Source organism: Paracoccus sp. MC1862 (assembly GCF_016617715.1).
In the GTDB taxonomy this organism is placed as follows: Bacteria; Pseudomonadota; Alphaproteobacteria; order Rhodobacterales; family Rhodobacteraceae; genus Paracoccus.
The window spans coordinates 1,322,622-1,343,006 of record NZ_CP067225.1 but is presented as its reverse complement, the minus strand read 5'-3'; the positions used below and the strand labels follow the sequence as shown (position 1 = coordinate 1,343,006).

General features: G+C 69.6%; 24 protein-coding genes and 1 tRNA gene. 17 read left to right on the top strand and 8 right to left on the bottom strand.

What is annotated here, in order from left to right; genetic code table 11:
• Positions 1 to 99 precede the first annotated feature (99 nt).
• The 14 genes from JGR78_RS06750 to cysE all read left to right on the top strand — a co-directional run bounded on the left by JGR78_RS06750 (position 100) and on the right by cysE (position 11,962).
• Positions 100 to 1,269: a phage major capsid protein gene (locus JGR78_RS06750; RefSeq protein ID WP_182803667.1), complete on the top strand. Its 1,170-nt coding sequence runs from the start codon at positions 100 to 102 to the stop codon at positions 1,267 to 1,269.
• Between the two features lie 135 nt (positions 1,270 to 1,404).
• On the top strand, positions 1,405 to 2,013 hold the full coding sequence (locus JGR78_RS06745; protein WP_182803665.1) for a hypothetical protein: 609 nt from the start codon (positions 1,405 to 1,407) through the stop codon (positions 2,011 to 2,013).
• Positions 2,010 to 2,348, top strand: a complete 339-nt coding sequence (locus JGR78_RS06740) for a head-tail adaptor protein (RefSeq protein ID WP_182791193.1) — start codon at positions 2,010 to 2,012, stop codon at positions 2,346 to 2,348. Before JGR78_RS06745 ends, JGR78_RS06740 begins: the two co-directional genes overlap by 4 nt.
• Positions 2,345 to 2,776 carry a DUF3168 domain-containing protein gene (locus JGR78_RS06735; protein ID WP_182803663.1) on the top strand — a complete coding sequence of 144 codons (432 nt, stop codon included), beginning with the start codon at positions 2,345 to 2,347 and terminating at the stop codon, positions 2,774 to 2,776. The genes JGR78_RS06740 and JGR78_RS06735 overlap by 4 nt, the downstream gene beginning before the upstream one ends.
• 13 nt (positions 2,777 to 2,789) lie before the next feature.
• A complete protein-coding gene (locus tag JGR78_RS06730) occupies positions 2,790 to 3,218 on the top strand; it encodes a phage major tail protein, TP901-1 family (RefSeq protein ID WP_182791195.1) in 429 nt (142 codons plus the stop codon).
• The gene (locus JGR78_RS06725; RefSeq protein ID WP_234450897.1) at positions 3,215 to 3,532 is read left to right on the top strand and encodes a gene transfer agent family protein; all 318 of its coding nucleotides are present in this window, start codon (positions 3,215 to 3,217) and stop codon (positions 3,530 to 3,532) included. Before JGR78_RS06730 ends, JGR78_RS06725 begins: the two co-directional genes overlap by 4 nt.
• Positions 3,529 to 3,747 carry a phage tail assembly chaperone gene (locus tag JGR78_RS06720; protein WP_182791196.1) on the top strand — a complete coding sequence of 73 codons (219 nt, stop codon included), beginning with the start codon at positions 3,529 to 3,531 and terminating at the stop codon, positions 3,745 to 3,747. Before JGR78_RS06725 ends, JGR78_RS06720 begins: the two co-directional genes overlap by 4 nt.
• Positions 3,748 to 3,763: 16 nt before the next feature.
• Entirely contained in the window at positions 3,764 to 4,420 is a 657-nt protein-coding gene (locus JGR78_RS06715) for a phage tail tape measure protein (RefSeq protein WP_182803661.1), read from the top strand.
• A gap of 132 nt (positions 4,421 to 4,552) precedes the next feature.
• A complete protein-coding gene (locus JGR78_RS06710) occupies positions 4,553 to 5,185 on the top strand; it encodes a DUF2460 domain-containing protein (RefSeq protein ID WP_182803659.1) in 633 nt (210 codons plus the stop codon).
• Positions 5,182 to 6,018 (top strand): DUF2163 domain-containing protein, encoded by an 837-nt coding sequence (locus tag JGR78_RS06705; protein WP_182803657.1) that lies wholly within the window; start codon positions 5,182 to 5,184, stop codon positions 6,016 to 6,018. The genes JGR78_RS06710 and JGR78_RS06705 overlap by 4 nt, the downstream gene beginning before the upstream one ends.
• The gene (locus JGR78_RS06700) at positions 6,015 to 6,449 is read left to right on the top strand and encodes a peptidase (RefSeq protein ID WP_182803655.1); all 435 of its coding nucleotides are present in this window, start codon (positions 6,015 to 6,017) and stop codon (positions 6,447 to 6,449) included. Before JGR78_RS06705 ends, JGR78_RS06700 begins: the two co-directional genes overlap by 4 nt.
• A gap of 44 nt (positions 6,450 to 6,493) precedes the next feature.
• Positions 6,494 to 10,366, top strand: a complete 3,873-nt coding sequence (locus JGR78_RS06695; RefSeq protein ID WP_182791201.1) for a glycoside hydrolase/phage tail family protein — start codon at positions 6,494 to 6,496, stop codon at positions 10,364 to 10,366.
• On the top strand, positions 10,359 to 11,078 hold the full coding sequence (locus tag JGR78_RS06690; RefSeq protein ID WP_182803653.1) for a DUF2793 domain-containing protein: 720 nt from the start codon (positions 10,359 to 10,361) through the stop codon (positions 11,076 to 11,078). The genes JGR78_RS06695 and JGR78_RS06690 overlap by 8 nt, the downstream gene beginning before the upstream one ends.
• A 59-nt stretch (positions 11,079 to 11,137) precedes the next feature.
• Positions 11,138 to 11,962 carry a serine O-acetyltransferase gene (cysE, locus tag JGR78_RS06685; protein ID WP_182791203.1) on the top strand — a complete coding sequence of 275 codons (825 nt, stop codon included), beginning with the start codon at positions 11,138 to 11,140 and terminating at the stop codon, positions 11,960 to 11,962.
• Here cysE and JGR78_RS06680 read toward each other — a convergent pair.
• The 6 genes from JGR78_RS06680 to gatC are packed head-to-tail and all read right to left on the bottom strand — an operon-like array spanning position 11,959 to position 16,482.
• Entirely contained in the window at positions 11,959 to 13,020 is a 1,062-nt protein-coding gene (locus JGR78_RS06680; RefSeq protein ID WP_182791204.1) for a quinone-dependent dihydroorotate dehydrogenase, read from the bottom strand. The two genes, cysE and JGR78_RS06680, sit on opposite strands and share 4 nt — an antisense overlap.
• The gene (locus JGR78_RS06675; RefSeq protein WP_182791205.1) at positions 13,017 to 13,352 is read right to left on the bottom strand and encodes a DUF952 domain-containing protein; all 336 of its coding nucleotides are present in this window, start codon (positions 13,350 to 13,352) and stop codon (positions 13,017 to 13,019) included. The genes JGR78_RS06680 and JGR78_RS06675 overlap by 4 nt, the downstream gene beginning before the upstream one ends.
• Positions 13,346 to 14,002, bottom strand: a complete 657-nt coding sequence (locus tag JGR78_RS06670; RefSeq protein WP_182791206.1) for an N-acetylmuramoyl-L-alanine amidase — start codon at positions 14,000 to 14,002, stop codon at positions 13,346 to 13,348. Before JGR78_RS06670 ends, JGR78_RS06675 begins: the two co-directional genes overlap by 7 nt.
• 28 nt (positions 14,003 to 14,030) lie before the next feature.
• Entirely contained in the window at positions 14,031 to 14,687 is a 657-nt protein-coding gene (locus JGR78_RS06665; protein ID WP_182791207.1) for a hypothetical protein, read from the bottom strand.
• 32 nt (positions 14,688 to 14,719) lie between these two features.
• A complete protein-coding gene (gene gatA / locus JGR78_RS06660) occupies positions 14,720 to 16,198 on the bottom strand; it encodes an Asp-tRNA(Asn)/Glu-tRNA(Gln) amidotransferase subunit GatA (RefSeq protein ID WP_182803651.1) in 1,479 nt (492 codons plus the stop codon).
• Entirely contained in the window at positions 16,195 to 16,482 is a 288-nt protein-coding gene (gene gatC, locus JGR78_RS06655; RefSeq protein WP_182791209.1) for an Asp-tRNA(Asn)/Glu-tRNA(Gln) amidotransferase subunit GatC, read from the bottom strand. Before gatC ends, gatA begins: the two co-directional genes overlap by 4 nt.
• 93 nt (positions 16,483 to 16,575) lie before the next feature.
• Here gatC and JGR78_RS06650 point away from each other — a divergent pair, with 93 nt between their 5' ends.
• Entirely contained in the window at positions 16,576 to 17,268 is a 693-nt protein-coding gene (locus JGR78_RS06650) for a metal-dependent hydrolase (RefSeq protein ID WP_182803649.1), read from the top strand.
• A 78-nt stretch (positions 17,269 to 17,346) separates the two neighbouring features.
• Entirely contained in the window at positions 17,347 to 17,823 is a 477-nt protein-coding gene (locus JGR78_RS06645) for a DUF411 domain-containing protein (RefSeq protein WP_182803647.1), read from the top strand.
• 3 nt (positions 17,824 to 17,826) lie between these two features.
• Here the strand turns inward: JGR78_RS06645 and JGR78_RS06640 are convergent, their stop codons facing one another.
• The gene (locus JGR78_RS06640; RefSeq protein ID WP_182803645.1) at positions 17,827 to 18,852 is read right to left on the bottom strand and encodes a LacI family DNA-binding transcriptional regulator; all 1,026 of its coding nucleotides are present in this window, start codon (positions 18,850 to 18,852) and stop codon (positions 17,827 to 17,829) included.
• A gap of 97 nt (positions 18,853 to 18,949) precedes the next feature.
• Here JGR78_RS06640 and JGR78_RS06635 point away from each other — a divergent pair.
• Positions 18,950 to 19,026 (top strand) — tRNA-Arg (locus JGR78_RS06635).
• A gap of 440 nt (positions 19,027 to 19,466) precedes the next feature.
• Here the strand turns inward: JGR78_RS06635 and purU are convergent.
• A complete protein-coding gene (purU, locus tag JGR78_RS06630; RefSeq protein ID WP_182791213.1) occupies positions 19,467 to 20,351 on the bottom strand; it encodes a formyltetrahydrofolate deformylase in 885 nt (294 codons plus the stop codon).
• Positions 20,352 to 20,385: the final 34 nt, after the last annotated feature.

Sequence of the window (20,385 nt, the reverse complement as noted above, 5' to 3'; positions counted from 1 at the left end):
CGCCCTTGCGCTGCGAAGGAACCGGCCGGGCCATGCGCCCGTGCCGACGGCAGGCGGTCGGGACGCTGCGACCGCTTTTTCTGACGAGGAGAGACGGCGATGACCGAGGTGGATGCCGCGGGCGGGAGCGCCATGCCCGCAGGACTGAAGGGCGCGATGGCCGAGTTCGTGCATGAACTCAGGGCCTTCCGCGAAAATGTCGATGAAAAGCTGCAAGCACAGGACAAACGCATGACCATGCTGGACCGCAAGACCGCCTTCCGGGGCCGCTCGCCCCTGTCGCAGGCCGCCGAGATCGAGGCGCCGCACCAGAAGGCCTTTGCCGCCTATCTGCGCCGCGGCGACGACACCGGCCTGCGCAGCCTGGCGCTGGAAGAAAAGGCCATGGCCTCGGGCACGGACGGGGGCTACCTGGCCGTGCCGACCATCTCGGAAGCCGTGCAGGAGGTGCTGCGCACCACCGGCTCGCTGCGGTCGCTGGCGACGGTCGTGCAGGTCGAGGCCTCGGCCTACGAAGTGCTGATGGACAAGACGGACATCGGCGCGGGATGGGCCTCCGAGATCCCGGCCACGGTCGAGACCGACACGCCGCAGGTCGAGAAGATCTCGATCGGCCTGCATGAGCTGGCTGCGATGCCGAAGGCCACCCAGCGCCTGCTGGATGACGCCTCGTTCGACCTGGAAAGCTGGCTGGCCGAGCGCATCGCCGAGAAATTCGCCCGCGCCGAGGCGGCGGCCTTCATCAGCGGCAATGGCGCGGACAAGCCGCGCGGCATCCTGAGCGTGCCCTCTGCCCCCAACGCGGCGGCGAACGAGACGCAGGTGGGCTTCGTGGCCACGGGGGCGGCGGGCGATTTCGCCGCAGCGGCCCCGGCCAATGCGCTGATCGACATGGTCTATGCGCTGGGCGCGGGCTACCGGGCGAACGCAGCCTTTCTGATGAACAGCCGCCTGGCCGGCATGGTGCGCCGGATGCGCGACGGCGACGGGCGCTACCTCTGGTCGGACGGGCTGTCGGCGGGCGAGCCCGCGCGGCTGCTGGGCTACCCGGTGCTGATTTCCGAGGACATGCCGAACCCCTCGCCGGGGTCCAAGTCGGTCGCCTTCGGCGATTTCCGCAAGGCTTATACCATCGCCGAGCGGCCCGACCTGCGCATCCTGCGCGACCCCTACTCGGCCAAGCCGCATGTGCTGTTCTACGCGACCAAGCGCGTCGGCGGCGCGGTCGTCGATCCCCGCGCCTACAAGCTGCTGCACATGGGTAGCTGAGGACGCGGGGTGCGGGGTCGCGGCGGGCTGCCGGCCAGACCGGCACAGCCACTGTCCGCGCGCGCTGTGGCCTGCGGCCGCGCCGCGGCCCCGCCTTTTCACCAGCGGTTGCTATTGGAACGGGAGGTTTCAGGAATGTTGCTCGTCGAGGAAACCGCACCGGCACAGGCGTCGCTGCCCGTCGCCGCGCTGCGGGGCCACCTGCGGATGGGGTCGGGGTTCGAGCCGGTCGAGGATGCGACCGAGGATGCGGCGCTGGCGGGCTTCCTGCGCGCCGCCATCGCCACGGTCGAGGCGCGCACCGGCAAGGTGCTGCTGACGCGGGTGTTCCGTCTGCGGCTGGAGGACTGGCGCAATCCCTGCGGTCAGCCGCTGCCGCTGGCCCCGGCGCTGTCGGTCGAGTCGGTAGAGATGACCGACCATGCCGGGATCGTGACCGAGGTGCCGGCGGGCTTGTGGCGGCTGGTTCCCGACAACCAGCGCCCGATCTTGGCGCCGGCGGGGTCCAGCCTGCCGGCGGTGCCGATGGGCGGCTTCGTCACGGTGCGCTTTGCGGCGGGCTTCGGGACAAGCTGGGACCGGGTGCCGGGCGATCTGGCGCAGGCGGTGATGATGCTGGCAGCGCGATATTACGAGGACCGGGGGTTCGACGGCACGCAACTGGCGCTGCCGCATGGGGTCGGGGCGCTGATCGAGCGGTGGCGGGCTGTGCGGACCCTCGCGGGCCGAGGGGGGCGGGCATGAGCGCGCCCCGGGCGACGATACCGCTGGTGCTGGAACGTCCAGAACGGGTGGCGGACGGCATGGGCGGCTATCGGATGGAATGGCGGGCGCTGGGCATCCTTTACGCGCAGATGCGGGCGGGCTCGGGCGCCGAGCGGCAGGGCGAGGTCGGGGCGGAAAGCGTTGTGCCCTGGCGGATCACGGTGCGCGCGGCGCGGGCGGGCGATCCGCGCAGGCCGGTTGCGGGGCAGCGGTTCCGCATGGGCGGGCGGGTCTTCCGCATCGAGGCGGTGGCTGAGGCGGGTTCCGCCGGGCTGTGGCTGGACTGCCGGGCAAGGGAAGAGGGGCTGACATGAGTTTCCACGCATCCGTGGCCTTGCAGGCTGCGGTCTATCAGGCGCTTCGGGCTGACGTGGCGCTGGCCGAACTGGTCGGTGACGCGATCTTCGACGCGATGCCTGCGGCGCCTCCCAGCGGCACTCATGTGGCGCTGGGGCCCGAGGATGTGGCCGACGCGGGCGACATGACAGGGGGCGGGGCGCGGCACGATTTCATCGTGTCGGTGCTGTCGGGGGCTGAGGACACCGGCGGCTTCGGCCCGGTCAAGGCGGCCGCGGGGGCGGTCGTCGAGGCGCTGGAGGACGGCGCGCTTTCGCTTTCGACCGGCCATCTGGCCGGATTGTGGTTCGTCAGCGCGCGGGCGCGGCGGGCGGATGGCGGCTCGGGCCGCCGCGTGGACATGACATTCCGCGCGCGGATCGACCTGGGCCTGAAGGTGGCATGAGGAGGACTGGGTGATGGCGGTGCAGAACGGGCGCGACCTGCTGATCAAGATGGACATGACGGGCGACGGCAGCTTTGCCACGGTGGCCGGGCTGCGGGCGACGCGGCTGGCCTTCAACGCGGAAACGATCGACGTGACCTCCGTCGCCAGCGAGGGCGGCTGGCGCGAGTTGCTGGGCGGCGCGGGGGTGCGGTCGGCCTCGATTTCCGGGTCCGGGGTCTTCCGCGACGAGGCGACGGATGCGCGGGCGCGGCAGGCTTTCTTCGACGGCGAGGTGCCGCGCTTTCAGGTGGTGATCCCGGGGTTCGGCACGGTCGAGGGACCGTTCCAGATCACCGGGCTGGAATACGCTGGCAGCTATAACGGCGAGGCGACCTATGAGCTGTCGTTGGCCTCGGCCGGGGCGCTGAGCTTCCTGGCCGTGGCAGTGGTCGAGCCGTGAGCGTGAACCCGCATCGGGGCGAGGTGGCGGTGGTGCTGGACGGCCAGCGCCATGTTGCCCGGCTGACCTTGGGCGCCTTGGCGGCACTGGAAGGCGAGTTGGGCTGCGACAGCCTGCTGGGCGTGATCGAGCGGTTCGAGAGCGGGCGGTTTTCCAGCCGCGATGTGATCGCCGTTCTGGTCGCGGGGCTGCGAGGCGGCGGCTGGCAGGGCGAGGTGCCCGATCTGATGGTGGTCGAGGTGGATGGCGGGCCGGTGGGCGCGGCGCGGGTCGCGGCCGAGCTGATCGCGCGCGCCTTCCACGGGGCGGCATGAGCGGCGCGGGCGGCGGGGAGGCTGCCCGCGCTGGGGGGGGACTCGACTGGCCGGGGCTGATGCGCGCGGGGCTGCGCGGGCTGGGGCTGAGGCCGCGCGAGTTCTGGGATCTGACGCCGGCGGAACTGGCGCTGATGCTGGGGATCGAGTTCGGCGCGGGCGCGATGACGCGCGGGCGGCTGGGCGACCTGATGGCCGAGTTTCCCGACGGTTGAGGAATGGAGAAAGCGGATGGCGGACAGGGACGGCTTCGGCCGCGACGGGCTCGATCGTCTGGGCGAGCGCCTGGACCAGTCGGGCCGGATGACGGCGGCCTTCGAGGCGGAGCTTTCGAGGCCGGGACAGGTCATGGGGCAGACGGGGCGCGAGGTGTCCTCGCTGACTTCGGGCTTTGGCGGGGGCTTGCGTCGCGCCTTTGAGGGCGTGGCGTTCGACGGGGTGAAGCTGTCGGACGCGCTGAAGGGCGTGGCGCAAAGCATGGCGGACACGGTCTTTGCCGTGGCGATGCGGCCCGTGCAGCAGGCGATGGCGGGAGCGCTGGCGCAGGGGGTCAGCGGTTTCGTTGGCGGGGCGCTGCCCTTTGCGGATGGCGGGGCGTTTTCGCAGGGACGGGTTATGCCCTTTGCCAAGGGCGGCGTCGTGAGCCAACCCACGCATTTCCCCCTGCGCGGGGCGACCGGGCTGATGGGCGAGGCGGGCCCCGAGGCAATCATGCCGTTGCGGCGCGGCGCCGACGGGCGGCTGGGCGTGGCCGCGGCGGGGGGCGGACGGGCGGTGAACGTCACCTTCAACGTGACGACGCCGGATGTGGCCGGGTTCCAGCGCAGCCAGAGCCAGATCGCGGCGCGGCTGGGGCGGGTGATCTCTCGCGGCGAGCGGAACGGGTGAGCGGGGGCTTCGCCCCTGCTGCCCTTCGTCCTGCCTTGCTGGAAACGGCCTTGTGGGCCGTTTTCCGGCGCTCGGAAGCCTTGGGGTATTTGGGCCAGAAAGAAATACAGGTCGTAAGGAGTGGTGGCGACGATGGCATTTCATGAGGTGCGGTTTCCGGCCGATCTGTCCTTTGGCTCGATGGGCGGGCCCGAGCGGCGGACCGAGATCGTGACGCTGACCAACGGATTCGAGGAGCGCAACAGCCCTTGGGCCCATTCGCGCAGGCGGTATGACGCGGGGGTGGGCTTGCGCAGCCTCGACGATATGGCGGCGCTGATCGCCTTCTTCGAGGCACGGGGCGGGCAGTTGCATGGGTTCCGGTGGAAGGACTGGACGGACTGGAAGTCCTGCCTGCCGAGCCGGGCGGTCGCGTTCGACGATCAGGTGATCGGGCGGGGCGACGGGAACACCGTCGAGTTCCGGTTGAGCAAGCTTTATCGCTCGGGCGCGGCGGCGTATCGGCGACCCATCGTCAAGCTGGTCGAGGGCACGGTGCGGATGGGCATCGGCGGGGTCGAGAAGTTCGAGACGATCGACTTCACCTGCGATCATCAGACGGGCGTAATTGTGATGAAGGACGCACCGATGATGGATGCCCCCGTCACGGCGGGATTCGAGTTCGACGTGCCGGTGCGCTTCGACACCGACCGGATCGCGGTGTCGGTGGCGACATTCCAGGCCGGCGACGTGCCGCAAATCCCGGTGATCGAGGTGCGGATATGACCGCGACCACGATTGCGCGGGCTTGGGCGGTGAGCCGTTCGGACGGGCTGCAGCTGGGGTTCACGGACCATGATGGCGTGCTGTCCTTCGAGGGGATCGCGTTCCGGCCCGAGGCGGGGCTGACGGCGCAGACGCTGGTGCAGGGGCTTGGGCTGGCGGTGGACAACACCGAGGCGCAGGGGGTGCTGTCGGATGATTCCATCACCGCAGAGGACTTGGCGGCAGGCCGCTGGGACGGCGCCGAGGTGCGGCTGTGGGAGGTGGACTGGACCAATGTGGCGGCGCGGCGGTTGGTGTTCCGCGGCTCGCTGGGCGAAATCACCTTTGCGGCGGGCGCTTTCCGGGCCGAGCTGAGGGGCTTGGCCGAGGCGCTGAACCGGGCGCAGGGGCGGGTCTATCATCCGCGCTGCTCGGCGCTTCTGGGGGACGGCCAATGCCGGTTCGACCTTGGGCGAGAAGGCTTCCGGGCCGAGGGGGTCATCGAGTCGCTGGACGAGGGCGGTGCTCGGCTGAGGCTGCGCGGGGTGCCGGCCCATGCCTCAGGGTGGTTCGAGCATGGGCGGATTGCGTTTCTGGACGGCAGGGTGCGGGGCCTGACGGGGGCGGTCAAGATCGACCTCATGCCCGCGCAAGGAGTGCGGGAAGTCGAGCTTTGGGCTGCTCCCGGTGCGGCGCCCACCGTGGGGAACCGGGTGCGGCTGACGGCGGGATGCGACAAGAGGGCCGAGACCTGCCGGGGGAAGTTCCTAAACTTCCTCAACTTCCGGGGCTTTCCGCATCTGCCGCCCGAGGACTGGCTGATTGCGCCGCAGGCAAACAGGGGGCGGAGATGAGCCGGCGAGCGGTCGAACTGGCGCGGGGATGGATCGGGACGCCTTACGTGCATCAGGGCTCGGCCCGGGGGGCGGGGGCGGATTGCCTGGGACTGGTGCGGGGCGTCTGGCGCGGGCTCTACGGGACCGAGCCGGAAGCCGCGCCGCCCTATACCGCTGACTGGGGCGAGACGGGAAGGGGCGAGCCCTTGCTGGCGGCGGCGCTGCGGAACCTGGTGGCGGTGGCGCCGGATGCCCCCGAAGCCGTGGGCGAGGTACTGCTGTTCCGTATGAGGGACGGAGCGGTCGCCAAGCATCTGGGTATCCGTGCGGGAGTGGGCGAGGGGGCGAGCTTCGTTCACGCTTATGACCGGCACGGGGTGGTCGAAAGCCCGCTCTCCGCCCCGTGGCGGGCGCGGATCGTGGCGCGGTTCCGATGGCCCGGGCCGTGAGGCGGGCCTGAGGGCCGGCATTTCAAGAGACATGGGAGAAGGCGATGGCGACCATCCTTTTGGCGGCGGCCGGCTCTGCCGTGGGCGCGGGCTTCGGCGGCACCATGCTGGGGCTGACCGGGGCCGTCATCGGCCGCGCGGTGGGCGCGACGGTCGGTCGCGTGATCGACCAGCGGTTGCTGGGCGGCGGCGCGCGGTTGGTGGAAACGGGGCGCATCGACCGGCTGCGGCTGCAGACGGCGGGCGAGGGGACGGCGATTCCGCACGTCTGGGGGCAGATGCGGGTGCCGGGGCATGTCATCTGGGCCTCGCCGGTGACCGAGATCAGCCGGTCGCAGGACGCGGGGGGCAAGGGATCAGGTCCGCGCGTGACCGAGATCAGCTATCGGCTGAGCCTGGCCATCGCGCTCTGCGAGGGGCCGATCCTGTCCGTGGGGCGCGTCTGGGCGGATGGCGAGGAGGTCGCGGCGTCGGACCTGAACCTGCGCGTCTATCGCGGGGACGAAGCGCAGTTGCCCGACCCGGTGATCGCCGCGCATGAGGGCGAGGCCGCGCCTGCCTATCGCGGCATCGCCTATGTGGTGCTGGAGGACTTGGCGCTGGAACGCTGGGGCAACCGCGTGCCGCAGATGAGCTTCGAGGTGACGCGGGGCGTGAAGGGCGCGGCTTCGCTGGCCGAGAACGTGCAGGCGGTGGCGCTGATCCCGGGAACCGGGGAGTATGCGCTGGCGACGCGACAGGTTTCGATTGATCTGGGGCTGGGGGAGACTCGGATTCTCAACCGCAACACGCCGATGGGAGGGACTGATTTTCAGGTCTCGCTGGCGACGCTGGGGCGCGAGTTGCCGAAGGTGGGGTCGGTCTCTGTCGTTGTGTCGTGGTTCGGGGACGATCTGCGGGCCGGTAACTGCACCGTGCGGCCAAAGGTCGAGCAGACCGAGATCGACGGCGAGGAGATGCCGTGGCGCGCGGGTGGAATCAAGCGCGCCGAGGCAGCGACCATCGCGCGGAAGGAGGGGCGGTCGATCTACGGGGGGACTCCGGCTGACGGGTCGGTGGTCGAGGCGATCCGGGCAATCCGCGCCTCGGGGCGGGCGGCGGTGTTCTATCCGTTCATCCTGATGGAGCAGATGGCGGGGAACGGGCGGCCTGACCCCTGGACGGGGAACAAGGATCAGCCGGTCATGCCCTGGCGGGGGCGGATCACGAGTTCGGTGGCTGCGGGGCGCAAGGGCTCGCCGCAGGGGACTGCGGCGGCGGATGCCGAAGTGGCGGCGTACTTCGGGACCGCTTGCGTTGCGGATTTTGCCGAGAAGGACGGGCGGATCGTCTATTCGGGGCCGCAGGAGTGGGGCTATCGCCGCTTTATCCTGCATTATGCGCATCTGTGCCGGATGGCGGGCGGAATCGACGCCTTCCTGATCGGGTCCGAGATGATCGGGTTGACGCAGATCCGGGGGGCGAGCGGTTATCCGGTGGTCGCGGCCTTGCGGCGGCTGGCGGCCGAGGTGCGTTCGATTCTCGGGCCAGGGGTGAAGCTGGGCTATGCGGCGGACTGGTCCGAGTATTTCGGCCATCATCCGGGCGGGGGCGAGGCGGTGTTCCACCTCGATCCGCTGTGGGGCGACGAGAACATCGACTTTGTCGGCATCGACAACTACATGCCGTTGTCGGACTGGCGCGAGGGCGAGGGGCACCTCGACGCGCATTGGGTCGATATCCGCAATGTCGATTACCTGCGGACCAATGTCTGCGGAGGCGAGGGGTTCGACTGGTATTACGCCAGCGACGAGGATCGGCTGACGCAACTGCGGACGCCGATCACGGACGGGCAGGGCGAGCCGTGGATCTGGCGCTACAAGGACCTGAAGGGTTGGTGGTCGAACTGGCATTACGACCGTGGGCCGGATGGTGCGCGGTCGGCCGAGCCGACGGCCTGGGTGCCGGGGTCGAAGCCGATCTGGTTCACGGAATACGGCTGCGCGGCGCTCGACAAGGGGACGAACCAGCCGAACAAGTTCCTTGATGCCATGAGCAGCGAGGCGATGCTGCCTTGGTTTTCCGATGGGCGGCGGGACGATGCGATCCAGGCGGCCTATGTCGAGGCGGTCACGTCATACTGGGCCGATCCGGCGAACAATCCTGCCATGAAGGTCGGGCGGATGGTCGAGTTGTCGCGCGCCCATGTCTGGGCCTGGGACGCGCGGCCCTATCCGGCGTTTCCGGCGCGGGACGACCTGTGGTCGGACGGGCTTGCCTGGGAGCGGGGGCATTGGCTGAACGGCCGCGCGGGCGCGGTGCCCCTGGCCGATGTGGTGCGCGACATCTGCGAAGGGGCGGGGGTCGCGGCCTATGACGTGAGCGGGCTGCATGGGGTCGTGCGCGGCTATGCTGTCAGTGGGCCGGAGAGCGGGCGGGCGGCGTTGCAGCCGCTGATGCTCGCGCATGGGTTCGACGCGGTGGAACGCGACGGCGTGCTGCGCTTTGTCATGCGCGACGGGCGGGTGGATGCGGTGCTGGCCGAGGGCGAGCTTGCCGTCGCCGAGGAGTTGGGCGGGTTCGAGATCACTCGCGCCCCTCTGGCCGAGATGGTGGGGCGCGTGCGGCTGAGCCATGTCGAGACGGGCGGCGACTATGGCGCGCGGACGGCCGAGGCGGCCTTGCCGGACGGGCAGGTCCTCTCGGTGTCGGACAATGACCTGCCGATGGTGCTGACGTTGGCTGAGGGGCACGCGGTCGCATCGCGCTGGCTGGTCGAGGCGAAAGTGGCGCAGGATGCGGCGCGGTTCGCGCTGCCTCCGTCGCGGGCCGGTCTGGGGCCGGGCGATGTGGTGCGGCTGGCGGATGGCGCGGGGGCCGGAGACCGCTGGCGCATCGACCGGGTCGAGCGTGCCGGTGCGACTCTGGTCGAGGCGGTGCGGGTCGAGCCGGGGGTCTATCGGCCTGCGCCCCATGTGAGCGAGGGATTGCGCGGGAAGGCGCATGTCCCGGCGGGGCCGGTCTGGCCGGTCTTCTTGGACCTGCCGATGATGCGGGGGACCGAGGTGCCTCATGCGCCGTGGTTGGCCGCCACGGGGACTCCGTGGCCGGGGGCGGTGCGGGCCTGGGTGTCGTTCGAGGAGGACAGCGGCTGGCAGCCGAACGTGATCCTTCCCTCGCGCGCCGTCATGGGGGTGACACTGGGCGCGCTGCCTGCGGCGAGGCCGGGGGTTCTGGACCGAGGGCCTGCGCTGAGGGTGCGGGTGAAGGGGGGCAACCTGCGGTCCATCGGCCGCAATGCCCTGATGGCAGGGGGCAACGTTCTGGCGATCGGCGACGGCTCTCCGGGGAACTGGGAGTTGATGCAGTTCTCTGACGCGAAGCTGGTGGCGCCGGGCGAGTGGGAAATCTCGGGGCGGCTTCGGGGGCAGGCGGGGACGGATGCGCTGATGCCGGCGGAATGGCCGGCGGGCAGCGTGGTCGTTCTGATGGATGGCTCGCCCAGGCAGGTCGACCTGGACCCGGACGCGCGGGGGCAGTTGCGCCACTGGCGGATCGGGCCGTCGAGCCAGTCGCCGGATGACGAGAGCTATCGGCAGCGGTCGCTTGTCGTCGTGGGCGCTGGTTTGCGGCCGTTGTCGCCCAGTCACCTGTCGGTGAAGGACCGCGAAGTGACGTGGGTCCGGCGCACCCGGACCGGGGGCGATGGCTGGGATGCGCCCGAGGTGCCGCTGGGCGAGGCCTATGAGCGCTATGTCGTGCGGCTGGTGCGCGGCACGACCCTGCTGCACCGCGAGGAGGTCGCGCGGCCTGCCTGGGCGATCCCCGAGAACGTCTGGGCGCACGCGGCGCAAGGGGGCAGCTTCGCCATCGAGGTGGCGCAGCTTTCCGAAATCTACGGGCCGGGCCCGTCTGTCAGGAGGAACATTCATGTCTGAACAGGCAACGCTGCGTTGCGGGCTGCCGCTGTTGCAGCCCGCTCAGGCGCAGAAGCATGTCACGGTGAACGACGGGCTGATGCGGCTGGACGGGTTGGTGAACCTGGTGCTGCAGAGCGTCTCGGTGGCCAGCCCTCCGGTCGCGGTGACGGACGGGCAATGCTGGGCGGTGCCCTTTGGCGCTGGGGGCGCCTGGGCGGGGCAGGCGGGGCGCATCGCCATCGGCGCCAACGGCGGCTGGGTCTTTGTCCCGCCTTCACGCGGGCAGCGGGCCTTTGTCGTGGACCAGGGGCTGAGCGCGCTGTGGGACGGTGCGGCCTGGCTGCCGGGCGCGCTGACGCTGGGCGCCGCAGGCGGCGGCTTCAACGCCGGCATCACCACGGGCGAGGTCGAGATCACGGCGGGAGCCGGCTTGGGCACGGGCTTGTTCATCCCGGAGAACGTGCTGGTTCTGGGCCTCACTGGGCGGGTCATCAAGCCTATTACGGGCACGTTGACCAGCTGGATGATCGGGGTGGCGGGGGCGACGAACCGTTATGGCTCGGGGTTGGGATTGCCGCTGAATTCCTGGTCGCAGGGGCTGCTGTCGGCGCCATCCGCCGTCTATGCGGCACAGGAACTGCGGCTGACCGCAACCGGGGGCAACTTCGCCGGCGGGCGGGTCCGGCTGGCGGTGCATTGGCTGGCCCTGCGCGTGCCCGATCCGGTCTGAGGCTTTTCGTCGCCCTCAACCTGCCCTAAATGGATAGGGGCGACGAAAGGAACCGTGACATGGACGGACAGCCCTATGCCGACAGTCCCGAGGTGGTACACGCCTCGGTCTGGCACCAGATCCAGCGCGAGGCCGCCGAGGCGGCGGCGACAGAGCCGCTGCTGGGGGCGCTGATTCATGCGGGGCTGCTGCACCACCGCACCTTCCCGGCGGCGCTGGCCTATCGGTTCTCGCTGAAGCTCGCGTCCGGCGAGATGAGCGAGCAGATCCTGCGCGAGATCGCCGACGACGCCCACCGGCGCGAGCCCGCGCTGGCTGTCGCGGCCGAGGCCGACCTGCGCGCGGTTTACGAACGCGACCCTGCCTGCCACCGGCTGATGCAGCCGATGCTGTTCTTCAAGGGCTTCCAGGCGCTGCAGGCTTACCGGATCGGGCATTGGCTATGGGATCATGGTCGCCGCGACATGGCTTATTTCGTGCAGATGCGCTGTTCCGAGGTCTTCGGCGTGGATATCCACCCGGCTGCCCGGATCGGGACCGGGGTGATGATCGACCACGCCCATTCCATCGTGATCGGCGAGACGGCGGTGGTCGGCAACGACGTGTCCATGCTGCATTCGGTGACGCTGGGGGGGACCGGGAAAGAGGACGGCGACCGCCACCCCAAGATTGGAGACGGGGTAATGATCGGGGCCGGAGCCAAGGTGCTGGGCAATATCTCTGTGGGGCACCACAGCCGCATTGCCGCGGGCTCGGTCGTGCTGACCGAGGTGCCGCCCTGCAAGACCGTCGCCGGGGTGCCGGCGCGGATCGTGGGCGATGCGGGATGCAGCACGCCCTCGGACACGATGGAGCAGATCCTCGGGCTGGAAGGGATTGTCTAGGCGGCCCAGCGGTGGGCGGCGCTGCCGGTGAGGTCGGCCAGAGTGGTGTTTTCCGCAGCGAGCCGGGCGTCGAGGCCGCGCGCGATGCGATCGGCCAGCGAGAAACCCTGGTAGATCAGGGCGGTATAAAGCTGGATGGCTGAGGCGCCGGCCTCAATCTTGGCCCACGCTTGCTCGACCGAGCCGATGCCGCCGACCCCGATGATCGGCAGGCTACCGCCAAGGTGGCGGTAGAGGCGGGCGAGCATTTTCGTGGAGAGGTCGAACAGGGGGGCGCCCGAGAGGCCTCCGGCTTCGCCTGCGTGGCGCGAGGTCAGGCCGCCGCGGGTCAGCGTCGTGTTGGTGGCGATCGCGCCGTCGATGCCGCTGCCCTTCAGGACGGCGGAGAGTTCGACAAGCGCCTGTTCATCGAGATCGGGGGCGATCTTGACGAAGACGGACGGTTGCGCGCCGGAGGCATCGCGGGCGTCGAGGACGCCCCGAATCAGGGCTGCGAGGGCGCGGGCGCCTTGCAGGTCTCGCAGCTTTTCCGTGTTGGGAGAGCTGACGTTGATTGTCAGGAAGTCGGCCACCGGCGCGGCGAGGCTTGCGACATGGGCGAAGTCGGCGGCGCGGTCGGCGCTGTCCTTGTTGGCACCAATGTTGAGGCCGACGGGGACACCAGGGGGACGGTTTGCGAGGCGGGCACAGATCGCATCCGCGCCCTCGTTGTTGAAGCCGAAGCGGTTGATGATCGCGCGGTCCTCGGTCAGCCGGAACAGCCTCGGTTTCGGGTTGCCTGATTGGGGGCGGGGGGTGGCCGCGCCGACCTCGACGAAGCCGAAGCCCGCGCGGGTCAGGGGGCCGACGACGCGGGCGCTCTTGTCGTAGCCGGCTGCGAGGCCCACCGGGTTGGGCATGTTCAGCCCGGCAACGCGCGTCTCAAGGCGCGGCGAGGTGAAGGGCTGGCCCGGCAGGGGCACGAGGCCGGTCGCCAGCGCCTTCAGCGACAGATCATGGGCGCGTTCGGGGTCCAGACGGTGAAGGGCGGCGAGGCCCGCACGTTCGATCAGCCTCATGCCAGTTCCCCCGGCTCGTGGCCTTGCGGTCCCAGCGGGACGGGGCGGTGCCATCGGACGTCGGACAGCCGCAACTCGCGGTAAAGATGCGGGAACAGGGCGCGGCTGCGTGACGGTTCCCACCGCAGGTCGGGGGCGAGCGCCTCGGCGTTGCAGGCGAGGAGGGCGAGGTTTTCCTCGCCCGCGAAATGCTTGGCGAGGGTGGTGGCAAGCTGCTCGGCCGTCGAGAAGTGGATGTAGCCGTCCGCCACGTCCACCGGCGCGCCCGCGCTGCGGCCTTCGGCCTGCAAAGCGACCCATTCATCGGCGCGCAACACCTTGTAGATCAGCATGTTTCCTCAAGCGGCAGGGCCGCCAGCACGCCTGCGGCAATGCGGCGGTCAAGGTCGTTTTCCGGGCCTTCGTTCCACGGGCAGAAGCGCAGGCGGAAGGCGGACAGGCGGGGCGCCGGGTCAACGGCGGGATAGCCGATGCGGTCGAGCATGGCTGAAAGCGGCCCGGTCATGGACGATGCGGCTGGTGCAAGGGCAAGGCCGGTGCGGCCGAGGCGGCCCCAGTCGAAACGCGGGCCGGGGTCGGACTTGCGGCCCGGCGCCATGTCGGAATGGGCGATCACCCGATGCGGCGGGATGGACCAGCGGGCCATGATCGCAGCAAGCAGGGCCTCCAGCGCCGTCATCTGCGGATGCGGAAAAGGGCGGTCGCCGGGGTTCGCAAGCTCGATGCCGATGGAGTGCGAGTTCACGTCCTCGCGGTCCTGCCAGTTTCCGGCGCCGGCGTGCCAAGCCCGGCGGTCCTCGGGGACCAGCGACTCGGTCGTGCCGTCGGCGTCAATCAGCCAGTGGGCCGAGACCTCGGCTGCCGGATCGCAGAGCCGGGCGCGGGCCGAGACGAAATCGGCCATGCCAGTGTAGTGGATCACGATCAGGTCGGGCCTCTGCGCGCCGCGCCGTTCCCCGTGGTTGGGCGAGGGGAAGCTCATGCGCGCAGCGCGCCCGCAGCGCGATGGATCATCGCGGCAGCGGCACCGTCGCCGGGCGGAAGCTGCAGGCGTTGCCGTCGCCGTCCGGGTCGAGGCCAAGGGGATCGCGCTGCGGTCCTCCCTCTCTGCGGAAGGCGCTTTGGGCTGCGGCGGGCGTCGGATAGGCCGAGCAGTCGCCGGTCACGTCGGCCGTGCGGGGATAAAGCGGCTGGACATTGGTGGACAGTCGGCGCGACTGCACCGGCGCCACGGTCGCGCTTGACGGGGTGGTGACGACCACCGGACGAGGCGGCATCGGCGGCGGGGTCACGACCGGCTGCGGCAGCACCGTCCGCTCGCTGGGCAGCACCGCGCGGCTGCTGGGCAGCGAGGGCGGGCGCGGATCGATGGCGGGCGCCCCGCGCATCTGCACGCGACGCACCGGGGTCGAGGACGGCGTCACCGCGCGTTCAAGGATCTGGACGGGCGAGGGGCCTGCGATCTCGGCCGCAGTCAGGGCGCGGGCGGGCAGCGCGACGGGGATCACGCGCGGCGGTTCGGCCCGGTGGCCGGTCAGCGCAAGCTCGCGCGCGCGCAGGTAGTCGCCGTAAGGCGTTGCAAAGGCCTTGTAGTTCGGGTTCCAGCCCTGGTTCTCGCCCGAACAGGCGGCAAGGACGAGGAGAGGGATCAGGATCAGGGCGCGCATTCAGGTCTCCTCGTGGGGCGTCAGGCCCGAGCTTACCACCAGCGTTGGGGCTTGGCGACAAATCCGGCCGCGCGTTCCAGAACGGCGCCGTGGTTGAGCAGGTTCCCCTCGTCCCACGGACGGCCGATCAGTTGCAGGCCAAGAGGCAGGCCCTGCGCGTCGAGGCCGACCGGGACCGCAAGACCCGGCAGGCCGGCAAGGTTCACCGTGACGGTGAAGATGTCGTTGAGATACATCCTGACCGGATCAGCGTCCTTCATCTCGCCCAATCCGAAGGCGGCCGATGGGGTGGCGGGGGTGAGGATTGTGTCAATGCCCTCTGCGAAGGCTTGGTCGAAGTCGCGCCGGATCAGGGCGCGGACCTTGCGGGCGCGGTTGTAATAGGCGTCGTAGAAGCCTGCCGACAGCACATAGGTGCCGATCATGACGCGGCGCCGGACCTCATACCCGAAGCCCTCGGCGCGGGTCTTTTCATACAGTTCGGTGATGCCGTCGCCTTGGCCCAGCTTTGCCCGGCAGCCGTAGCGGACGCCGTCATAGCGGGCGAGGTTGGACGATGCCTCGGCGGGGGCGATGACGTAATATGCGGGCAGGGCGTATTTCGTGTGCGGCAGGCTGATGTCCACGATCTCGGCGCCGGCGTCGCGCAGCATCTCGGCGCCCTGCTTCCACAGCGCCTCGATCTCGGCGGGCATCCCGTCCATGCGGTATTCGCGGGGGATGCCGATGCGACGCCCGCGGATGTCGCCGGTCAGGGCAGCTTCGTAGTCCGGCACGGGGCGGTCGGCCGAGGTCGAATCCTTCGGATCGACCGAGGCCATCGCGCCCAGCATGATCGCGGCGTCGCGGACCGTCTTGGTCATCGGCCCGGCCTGGTCAAGCGACGAGGCGAAGGCGATTGTGCCCCAGCGGCTGACGCGACCATAGGTCGGCTTCAGCCCCACCGTCCCGGTGAAGGCCGCGGGCTGGCGGATCGAGCCGCCGGTGTCGGTGCCCGTCGCCGCAAGGCAGAGGTCCGCTGCGACCGCCGCCGCCGAGCCGCCCGAGGAGCCGCCCGGCGTCAGTTGCCGGTCATCCGTCTTCCACGGGTTCACCGCATTGCCATAGACGCTGGTCTCGTTCGACGAGCCCATGGCGAATTCGTCCATGTTCAGCTTGCCGAGCATCACCGCGCCCGCATCGAACAGGTTCTGGGTGACGGTCGATTCGTATTCCGGGCGGAAGCCTTCGAGGATGCGGGACGCCGCCTGCGAGGGCACGCCCTTCGTGCAGAACAGATCCTTGATCCCCACCGGAATCCCGCACATCGCCGGCGCATCGCCTGAGGTGAGCCGTTCGTCCGCCGCCGCCGCCTGCCGGCGCGCGATCTCGGGCGTGTGGTGGACAAAGGCGTTCAGCGCGCCAGCGCCATCGGCGGCGGAAAGGCAGGCGTCGGTCAGTTCGGCCGCCGTAATCTCGCGCGCGCGCAGGCGGTCGCGGGCATCCGTGATGGTCAGTTGGTTCAGGCTCATTCCACCACCTTCGGCACGGCAAAGAACCCCTCGCGGGCGTCGGGGGCGTTCTTCAGGATCGCTTTCTGCATATTGCCGTCCGTCACCACGTCCTCGCGCCGCTTTAGCCGCATCCGTTCGACGCCGGTCATCGGCTCGACGCCCTCGACATCGACCTCGTTCAACTGCTCCATGAAATGCAGGATGCCGTTCAGCTCGGCGGCGAGCGCGGGCAGCGCCTCGTCCGCGACCGCGATCCGCGCCAGATGCGCGACCTTGCGGGCCTCGGCTTCGGTGATGGACATGCGGGTTCCTTTCGCTTGGGCGCGGGTTTACCGCCGGTGGACCGGCCCTGCAAGCCGCGCTAGCCTGCCTCCCGAAACGCAGGAGGGGCAAGGATGAAACTGACTTGGCTGGGCCACGCGGGCTTCCGTCTGGAAATCGAGGGTGCCGTGATCCTGATCGATCCGTGGCTGACCGGGAACCCCGTGTTCCCCGCGGACCGGCGCGACGAGGCGGTGCGCGGCGCCACCCACATCCTGCTGACCCACGGCCATGGGGACCATACCGGCGACGCCGTGGCGCTGGCGAAGGAACTCGGCGTCCCTGTCGTGGGCATCGCCGACCTGATCGGCTACTGGGGCGAGTCCGAGGGGCTGGAGGGCATCGGCTTCAACAAGGGCGGCACGGTGGACCTGAACGGGGCGAAGGTGACGATGGTCAACGCCAGCCATTCCTCCTCGCTGATGGTGGACGGCAAGCCGGTCTATGCGGGGCACGAGTCGGGCTACATGATCCGGGGCGAGGGGCGGACGATCTACGTCTCGGGCGACACCGACATCATGGCGGACATGGCGTGGATGGCGGAACTGCACCGCCCCGAGATCGGCATCCTCTGCGCCGGCGGCCATTACACCATGGACATGGAGCGCGCGGCTTGGGCGGCGAAGCGGTATTTTGACTTCAGGACGGTCATTCCCTGCCACTACGACACCTTTCCCTTGCTGAAGCAGGACCCCGAGGTGATGCGCCGCGCCCTGCCGGGCGTCGATGTGCTGACGCCCGAGGTGATGGAGACGGTCGAGCTTTGAACCTGCGCCGCTTGGCCGCAGTGTGCCTGCCGCCATCCTGCGCCATGCTGGCCCTGTTCCAAGGGGAATGAGGTCGGCATGACGCAATCCATCATCTCGCGCCGGAAGCTGCTGGTGGCTGGCGGGGCGCTGGCGCTTGCGGGCTTTGCGGCTCCGCTGCGGGCGGGGAAGCCCGCGCTTCATGTCCTCAAGGACCCCGATTGCGGCTGCTGCACCGCCTGGGTCGATACATTGCGGGCCGAGGGGCTTGAGGCCACGGTCGAGGTGGTCAGCCTCGCGCAACTGCACCGCGTCAAGCGCGAGGGCGGCATCCCGGCGGAGCTGTCCTCCTGCCACACCGCAGAGGTCGAGGGCTACCTGATCGAGGGCCATGTGCCCGCCCGCGACATCCTGCGGCTGCTGGATGCGCGCCCGGACGCGATCGGGCTGACGGTGCCCGGGATGCCCTGGGGCTCGCCCGGCATGGGACCGGAATCGGAACGCGAGGCTTACGACGTCCTCCTGATCCGCCGCGACGGCGGGACCGAGGTCTTCGCGCATTACGCCGCCGCCTGAGTCTCAGCGCACCGAACGGATGGTGTCGCCAGGAAGGAAGGTCGGGGACAGGGCGATGATCCCGTCCTCGGGGCGCGGGTCCTTGCCCGCGACGATCCGCGCCGCCCGCCGGCCGATGTCCAGCCGCCGCGCGTCCGTCGTCGCCAGCCGCATCGGCAGCCCGTCCAGCAGATCGACGCCGTTGAAGCCCGCAAGGCCCAGCTTTCCCGGAATGTCGATGCCGCGTTCGCGCGCCCAGATCAGCCCGCCCGCGCCGATCAGGTCGTTGGAGTAATACAGGAAATCCAGCTCCGGCTCGCGCGCGAGGATGCGTTCCGTCAGTTCGCGCCCCTTCGCCAGCGACGAGCCGCCCTGGTAGTATTCCCGCGCAACCAGCGCCACGCCCGCCGCCTCAAGCGCCCGCTCGAACCCCGCGAGGCGTTTGCGCGCCCGGTGATCCTCGGGCATGTGGGTGCCGATGAAGCCGATGCGGCGATAGCCGGCGGCAAGAATATGGCCCGCCATCTCGGTCCCGGCGCGGTCGTGGCTGATGCCCACGGCGGTGTCGACGGGGGTGCCGTCCACGTCCATGATCTCGACCACCGGGACGCCCGCGCCTTCCAGCATCGCCCGCGAGGCCCGCGAATGTTCCAGCCCGGCGAGGATGATCCCCGTCGGCCGCCAGCTTATCATGTCGTAAAGCACCGCTTCCTCGCGCGCGGGACCGTAGTTGGTGACACCCACGACCGGCTGCAGCCCGGTGTCGTCGAGTTCCGCCGAGATCCCCCCCAGCACGTCGGGAAAGACCAGGTTCGACAGCGAGGGGATCACCACCGCGACCAGGTTGACCCGCTGGCTGGCCAGCCCCCCCGCGATCTTGTTGGGCACATAGCCCAAGGCGCGGGCCGCGTTCAGCACCTTTTCCCGCGTCGCCGCCGACACGTCGCCGCGGTTGCGCAGCACCCGGCTGACGGTCATCTCGCTGACCCCCGACGCGAGCGACACGTCACGAAGCGTCAGGGGACGGCGGCGGGGTCGGGATGCGGTCATGGAGGTGTCACCTGCGCGATCTGTCTTCCGTTAGCGCATGACAACCCCCTTCCGCAACCTTGCCTTCACGCGCGGCCTTGTGCGAGAAGGCAGGCGAGACCCCGTGGCTCAACTGGATAGAGCAGCCCCCTCCTAAGGGGCAGGTTGGAGGTTCGAATCCTCTCGGGGTCGCCAGACATCGCGGCGGATGCCGGCTTTCTCAAGGGTCTTTGGTCCGCTTCTTGCAGCATCTTTGGAAAAGATGCCTGTTTTCCCGGAATGGATCGTGAGCCTGCGTGCAGATTCCTTGCAGGACGCGGAAGCCTGTTCGGCGAGTTCTACGATGGAAACGGAAAAACCCCGGCCTGCCGGAAGGCGCAACCGGGGTCGGTGTTTCCGACAGCAGAGTATGCGTTTCATGCCTCCGCGCCCTCGATCGTCCCTTGGGGTTGGAACACATCGGCGGACGACGGCCCGCGTGAAGCTGGGGCGCAGCGCTGCTTGAGTATGATCTGGGTGTCCGGGCCGAGACAGGCGCCCGTGCGGGCGCGCAGCCCGACATGGGCGCCGGGGCCTTGCGCCACGGATGCGTCTCAAGAGGGCACGTCGCACCCCTGAGACGCAGGGCCGGTGCGTCAGCCCATCCGTTCCGATGCGTGCGAACCGGGCGAAGGGGGGAAGACCACCGTCTTGTTGCCGTTCAGGAACACCCGGCCGTTCACATGGGCATGCACCGCACGCGACAGGACCGCGGCCTCGACGTCGCGGCCGAGGCTCACGTAATCTTCGGGCGACTGCGCATGGGTGACGCGCACGGTATCCTGCTCGATGATCGGGCCTTCGTCGAGATCGGCGGTGACGTAATGCGAGGTCGCCCCGATCAGCTTCACCCCCCGCTCATAGGCCTGCTTGTAGGGATTGGCACCCTTGAACGAGGGCAGGAAGGAGTGGTGGATGTTGATGATCCGGCCCGACATCTTCCGGCACATCGCGTCGGACAGGACCTGCATATAGCGCGCCAGCACGATCAGTTCGGCCCCGGTTTCCTCGACCACCTCCATGATCCGGGCCTCGGCCTGAGGCTTGTTCTCAGGCGTGACCCGGATGCAGTGGAAGGGGATGTCGTGGTTCACGACGACCTTCTGATAGTCCATGTGGTTCGAGATCACCGCGACGATGTCGATCGGCAGCGCCCCGATCCGCCAGCGATACAAGAGGTCGTTCAGGCAATGGCCGAAACGCGAGACCATCAGGATGACCTTGCGCTTGCGGGCCTCGTCGAAGAACTCGGCCTCCATCCCCAGCCGGGACGCCACGGGCGCGAAGCCCTCGTGCAATTCCGCAAGCTGCTTGCCGGTCTCGCTCTGGAAGCTGATCCGCATGAAGAAGCGGCCGGTATGGGCATCGTCGAACTGGGCGCTGTCGGTGATGTTGCAGCCCTGTTCGGCAAGATAGCCCGCGATGGCGGCGACGATGCCGCGGGTGGACTGGCAGGTGACGCGAAGGGCGTAGCGGGACATGGGTTCTCAAGCCTCCGGGGGGTTCGGGGGAAGG

What these genes read in the sequence shown, in the direction of transcription:
- JGR78_RS06675 (WP_182791205.1), bottom strand. Translation starts at nt 13,352, where the DNA reads ATGCTGATCTACAAGGTGTTGCGCGCCGATGAATGGGTCGCTTTGCAG.
- gatA (WP_182803651.1), bottom strand. Translation starts at nt 16,198, where the DNA reads ATGAGCCTGAACCAACTGACCATCACGGATGCCCGCGACCGCCTGCGC.
- JGR78_RS06750 (WP_182803667.1), top strand. Translation starts at nt 100, where the DNA reads ATGACCGAGGTGGATGCCGCGGGCGGGAGCGCCATGCCCGCAGGACTG.
- JGR78_RS06715 (WP_182803661.1), top strand. Translation starts at nt 3,764, where the DNA reads ATGGCGGACAGGGACGGCTTCGGCCGCGACGGGCTCGATCGTCTGGGC.
- JGR78_RS06700 (WP_182803655.1), top strand. Translation starts at nt 6,015, where the DNA reads ATGAGCCGGCGAGCGGTCGAACTGGCGCGGGGATGGATCGGGACGCCT.
- gatC (WP_182791209.1), bottom strand. Translation starts at nt 16,482, where the DNA reads ATGTCCATCACCGAAGCCGAGGCCCGCAAGGTCGCGCATCTGGCGCGG.
- JGR78_RS06740 (WP_182791193.1), top strand. Translation starts at nt 2,010, where the DNA reads ATGAGCGCGCCCCGGGCGACGATACCGCTGGTGCTGGAACGTCCAGAA.
- JGR78_RS06670 (WP_182791206.1), bottom strand. Translation starts at nt 14,002, where the DNA reads ATGAGCTTCCCCTCGCCCAACCACGGGGAACGGCGCGGCGCGCAGAGG.
- JGR78_RS06665 (WP_182791207.1), bottom strand. Translation starts at nt 14,687, where the DNA reads ATGCGCGCCCTGATCCTGATCCCTCTCCTCGTCCTTGCCGCCTGTTCG.
- JGR78_RS06735 (WP_182803663.1), top strand. Translation starts at nt 2,345, where the DNA reads ATGAGTTTCCACGCATCCGTGGCCTTGCAGGCTGCGGTCTATCAGGCG.
- JGR78_RS06730 (WP_182791195.1), top strand. Translation starts at nt 2,790, where the DNA reads ATGGCGGTGCAGAACGGGCGCGACCTGCTGATCAAGATGGACATGACG.
- JGR78_RS06705 (WP_182803657.1), top strand. Translation starts at nt 5,182, where the DNA reads ATGACCGCGACCACGATTGCGCGGGCTTGGGCGGTGAGCCGTTCGGAC.
- JGR78_RS06650 (WP_182803649.1), top strand. Translation starts at nt 16,576, where the DNA reads ATGAAACTGACTTGGCTGGGCCACGCGGGCTTCCGTCTGGAAATCGAG.
- cysE (WP_182791203.1), top strand. Translation starts at nt 11,138, where the DNA reads ATGGACGGACAGCCCTATGCCGACAGTCCCGAGGTGGTACACGCCTCG.
- JGR78_RS06640 (WP_182803645.1), bottom strand. Translation starts at nt 18,852, where the DNA reads ATGACCGCATCCCGACCCCGCCGCCGTCCCCTGACGCTTCGTGACGTG.
- JGR78_RS06645 (WP_182803647.1), top strand. Translation starts at nt 17,347, where the DNA reads ATGACGCAATCCATCATCTCGCGCCGGAAGCTGCTGGTGGCTGGCGGG.
- purU (WP_182791213.1), bottom strand. Translation starts at nt 20,351, where the DNA reads ATGTCCCGCTACGCCCTTCGCGTCACCTGCCAGTCCACCCGCGGCATC.
- JGR78_RS06720 (WP_182791196.1), top strand. Translation starts at nt 3,529, where the DNA reads ATGAGCGGCGCGGGCGGCGGGGAGGCTGCCCGCGCTGGGGGGGGACTC.
- JGR78_RS06695 (WP_182791201.1), top strand. Translation starts at nt 6,494, where the DNA reads ATGGCGACCATCCTTTTGGCGGCGGCCGGCTCTGCCGTGGGCGCGGGC.
- JGR78_RS06745 (WP_182803665.1), top strand. Translation starts at nt 1,405, where the DNA reads ATGTTGCTCGTCGAGGAAACCGCACCGGCACAGGCGTCGCTGCCCGTC.
- JGR78_RS06690 (WP_182803653.1), top strand. Translation starts at nt 10,359, where the DNA reads ATGTCTGAACAGGCAACGCTGCGTTGCGGGCTGCCGCTGTTGCAGCCC.
- JGR78_RS06710 (WP_182803659.1), top strand. Translation starts at nt 4,553, where the DNA reads ATGGCATTTCATGAGGTGCGGTTTCCGGCCGATCTGTCCTTTGGCTCG.
- JGR78_RS06680 (WP_182791204.1), bottom strand. Translation starts at nt 13,020, where the DNA reads ATGAGGCTGATCGAACGTGCGGGCCTCGCCGCCCTTCACCGTCTGGAC.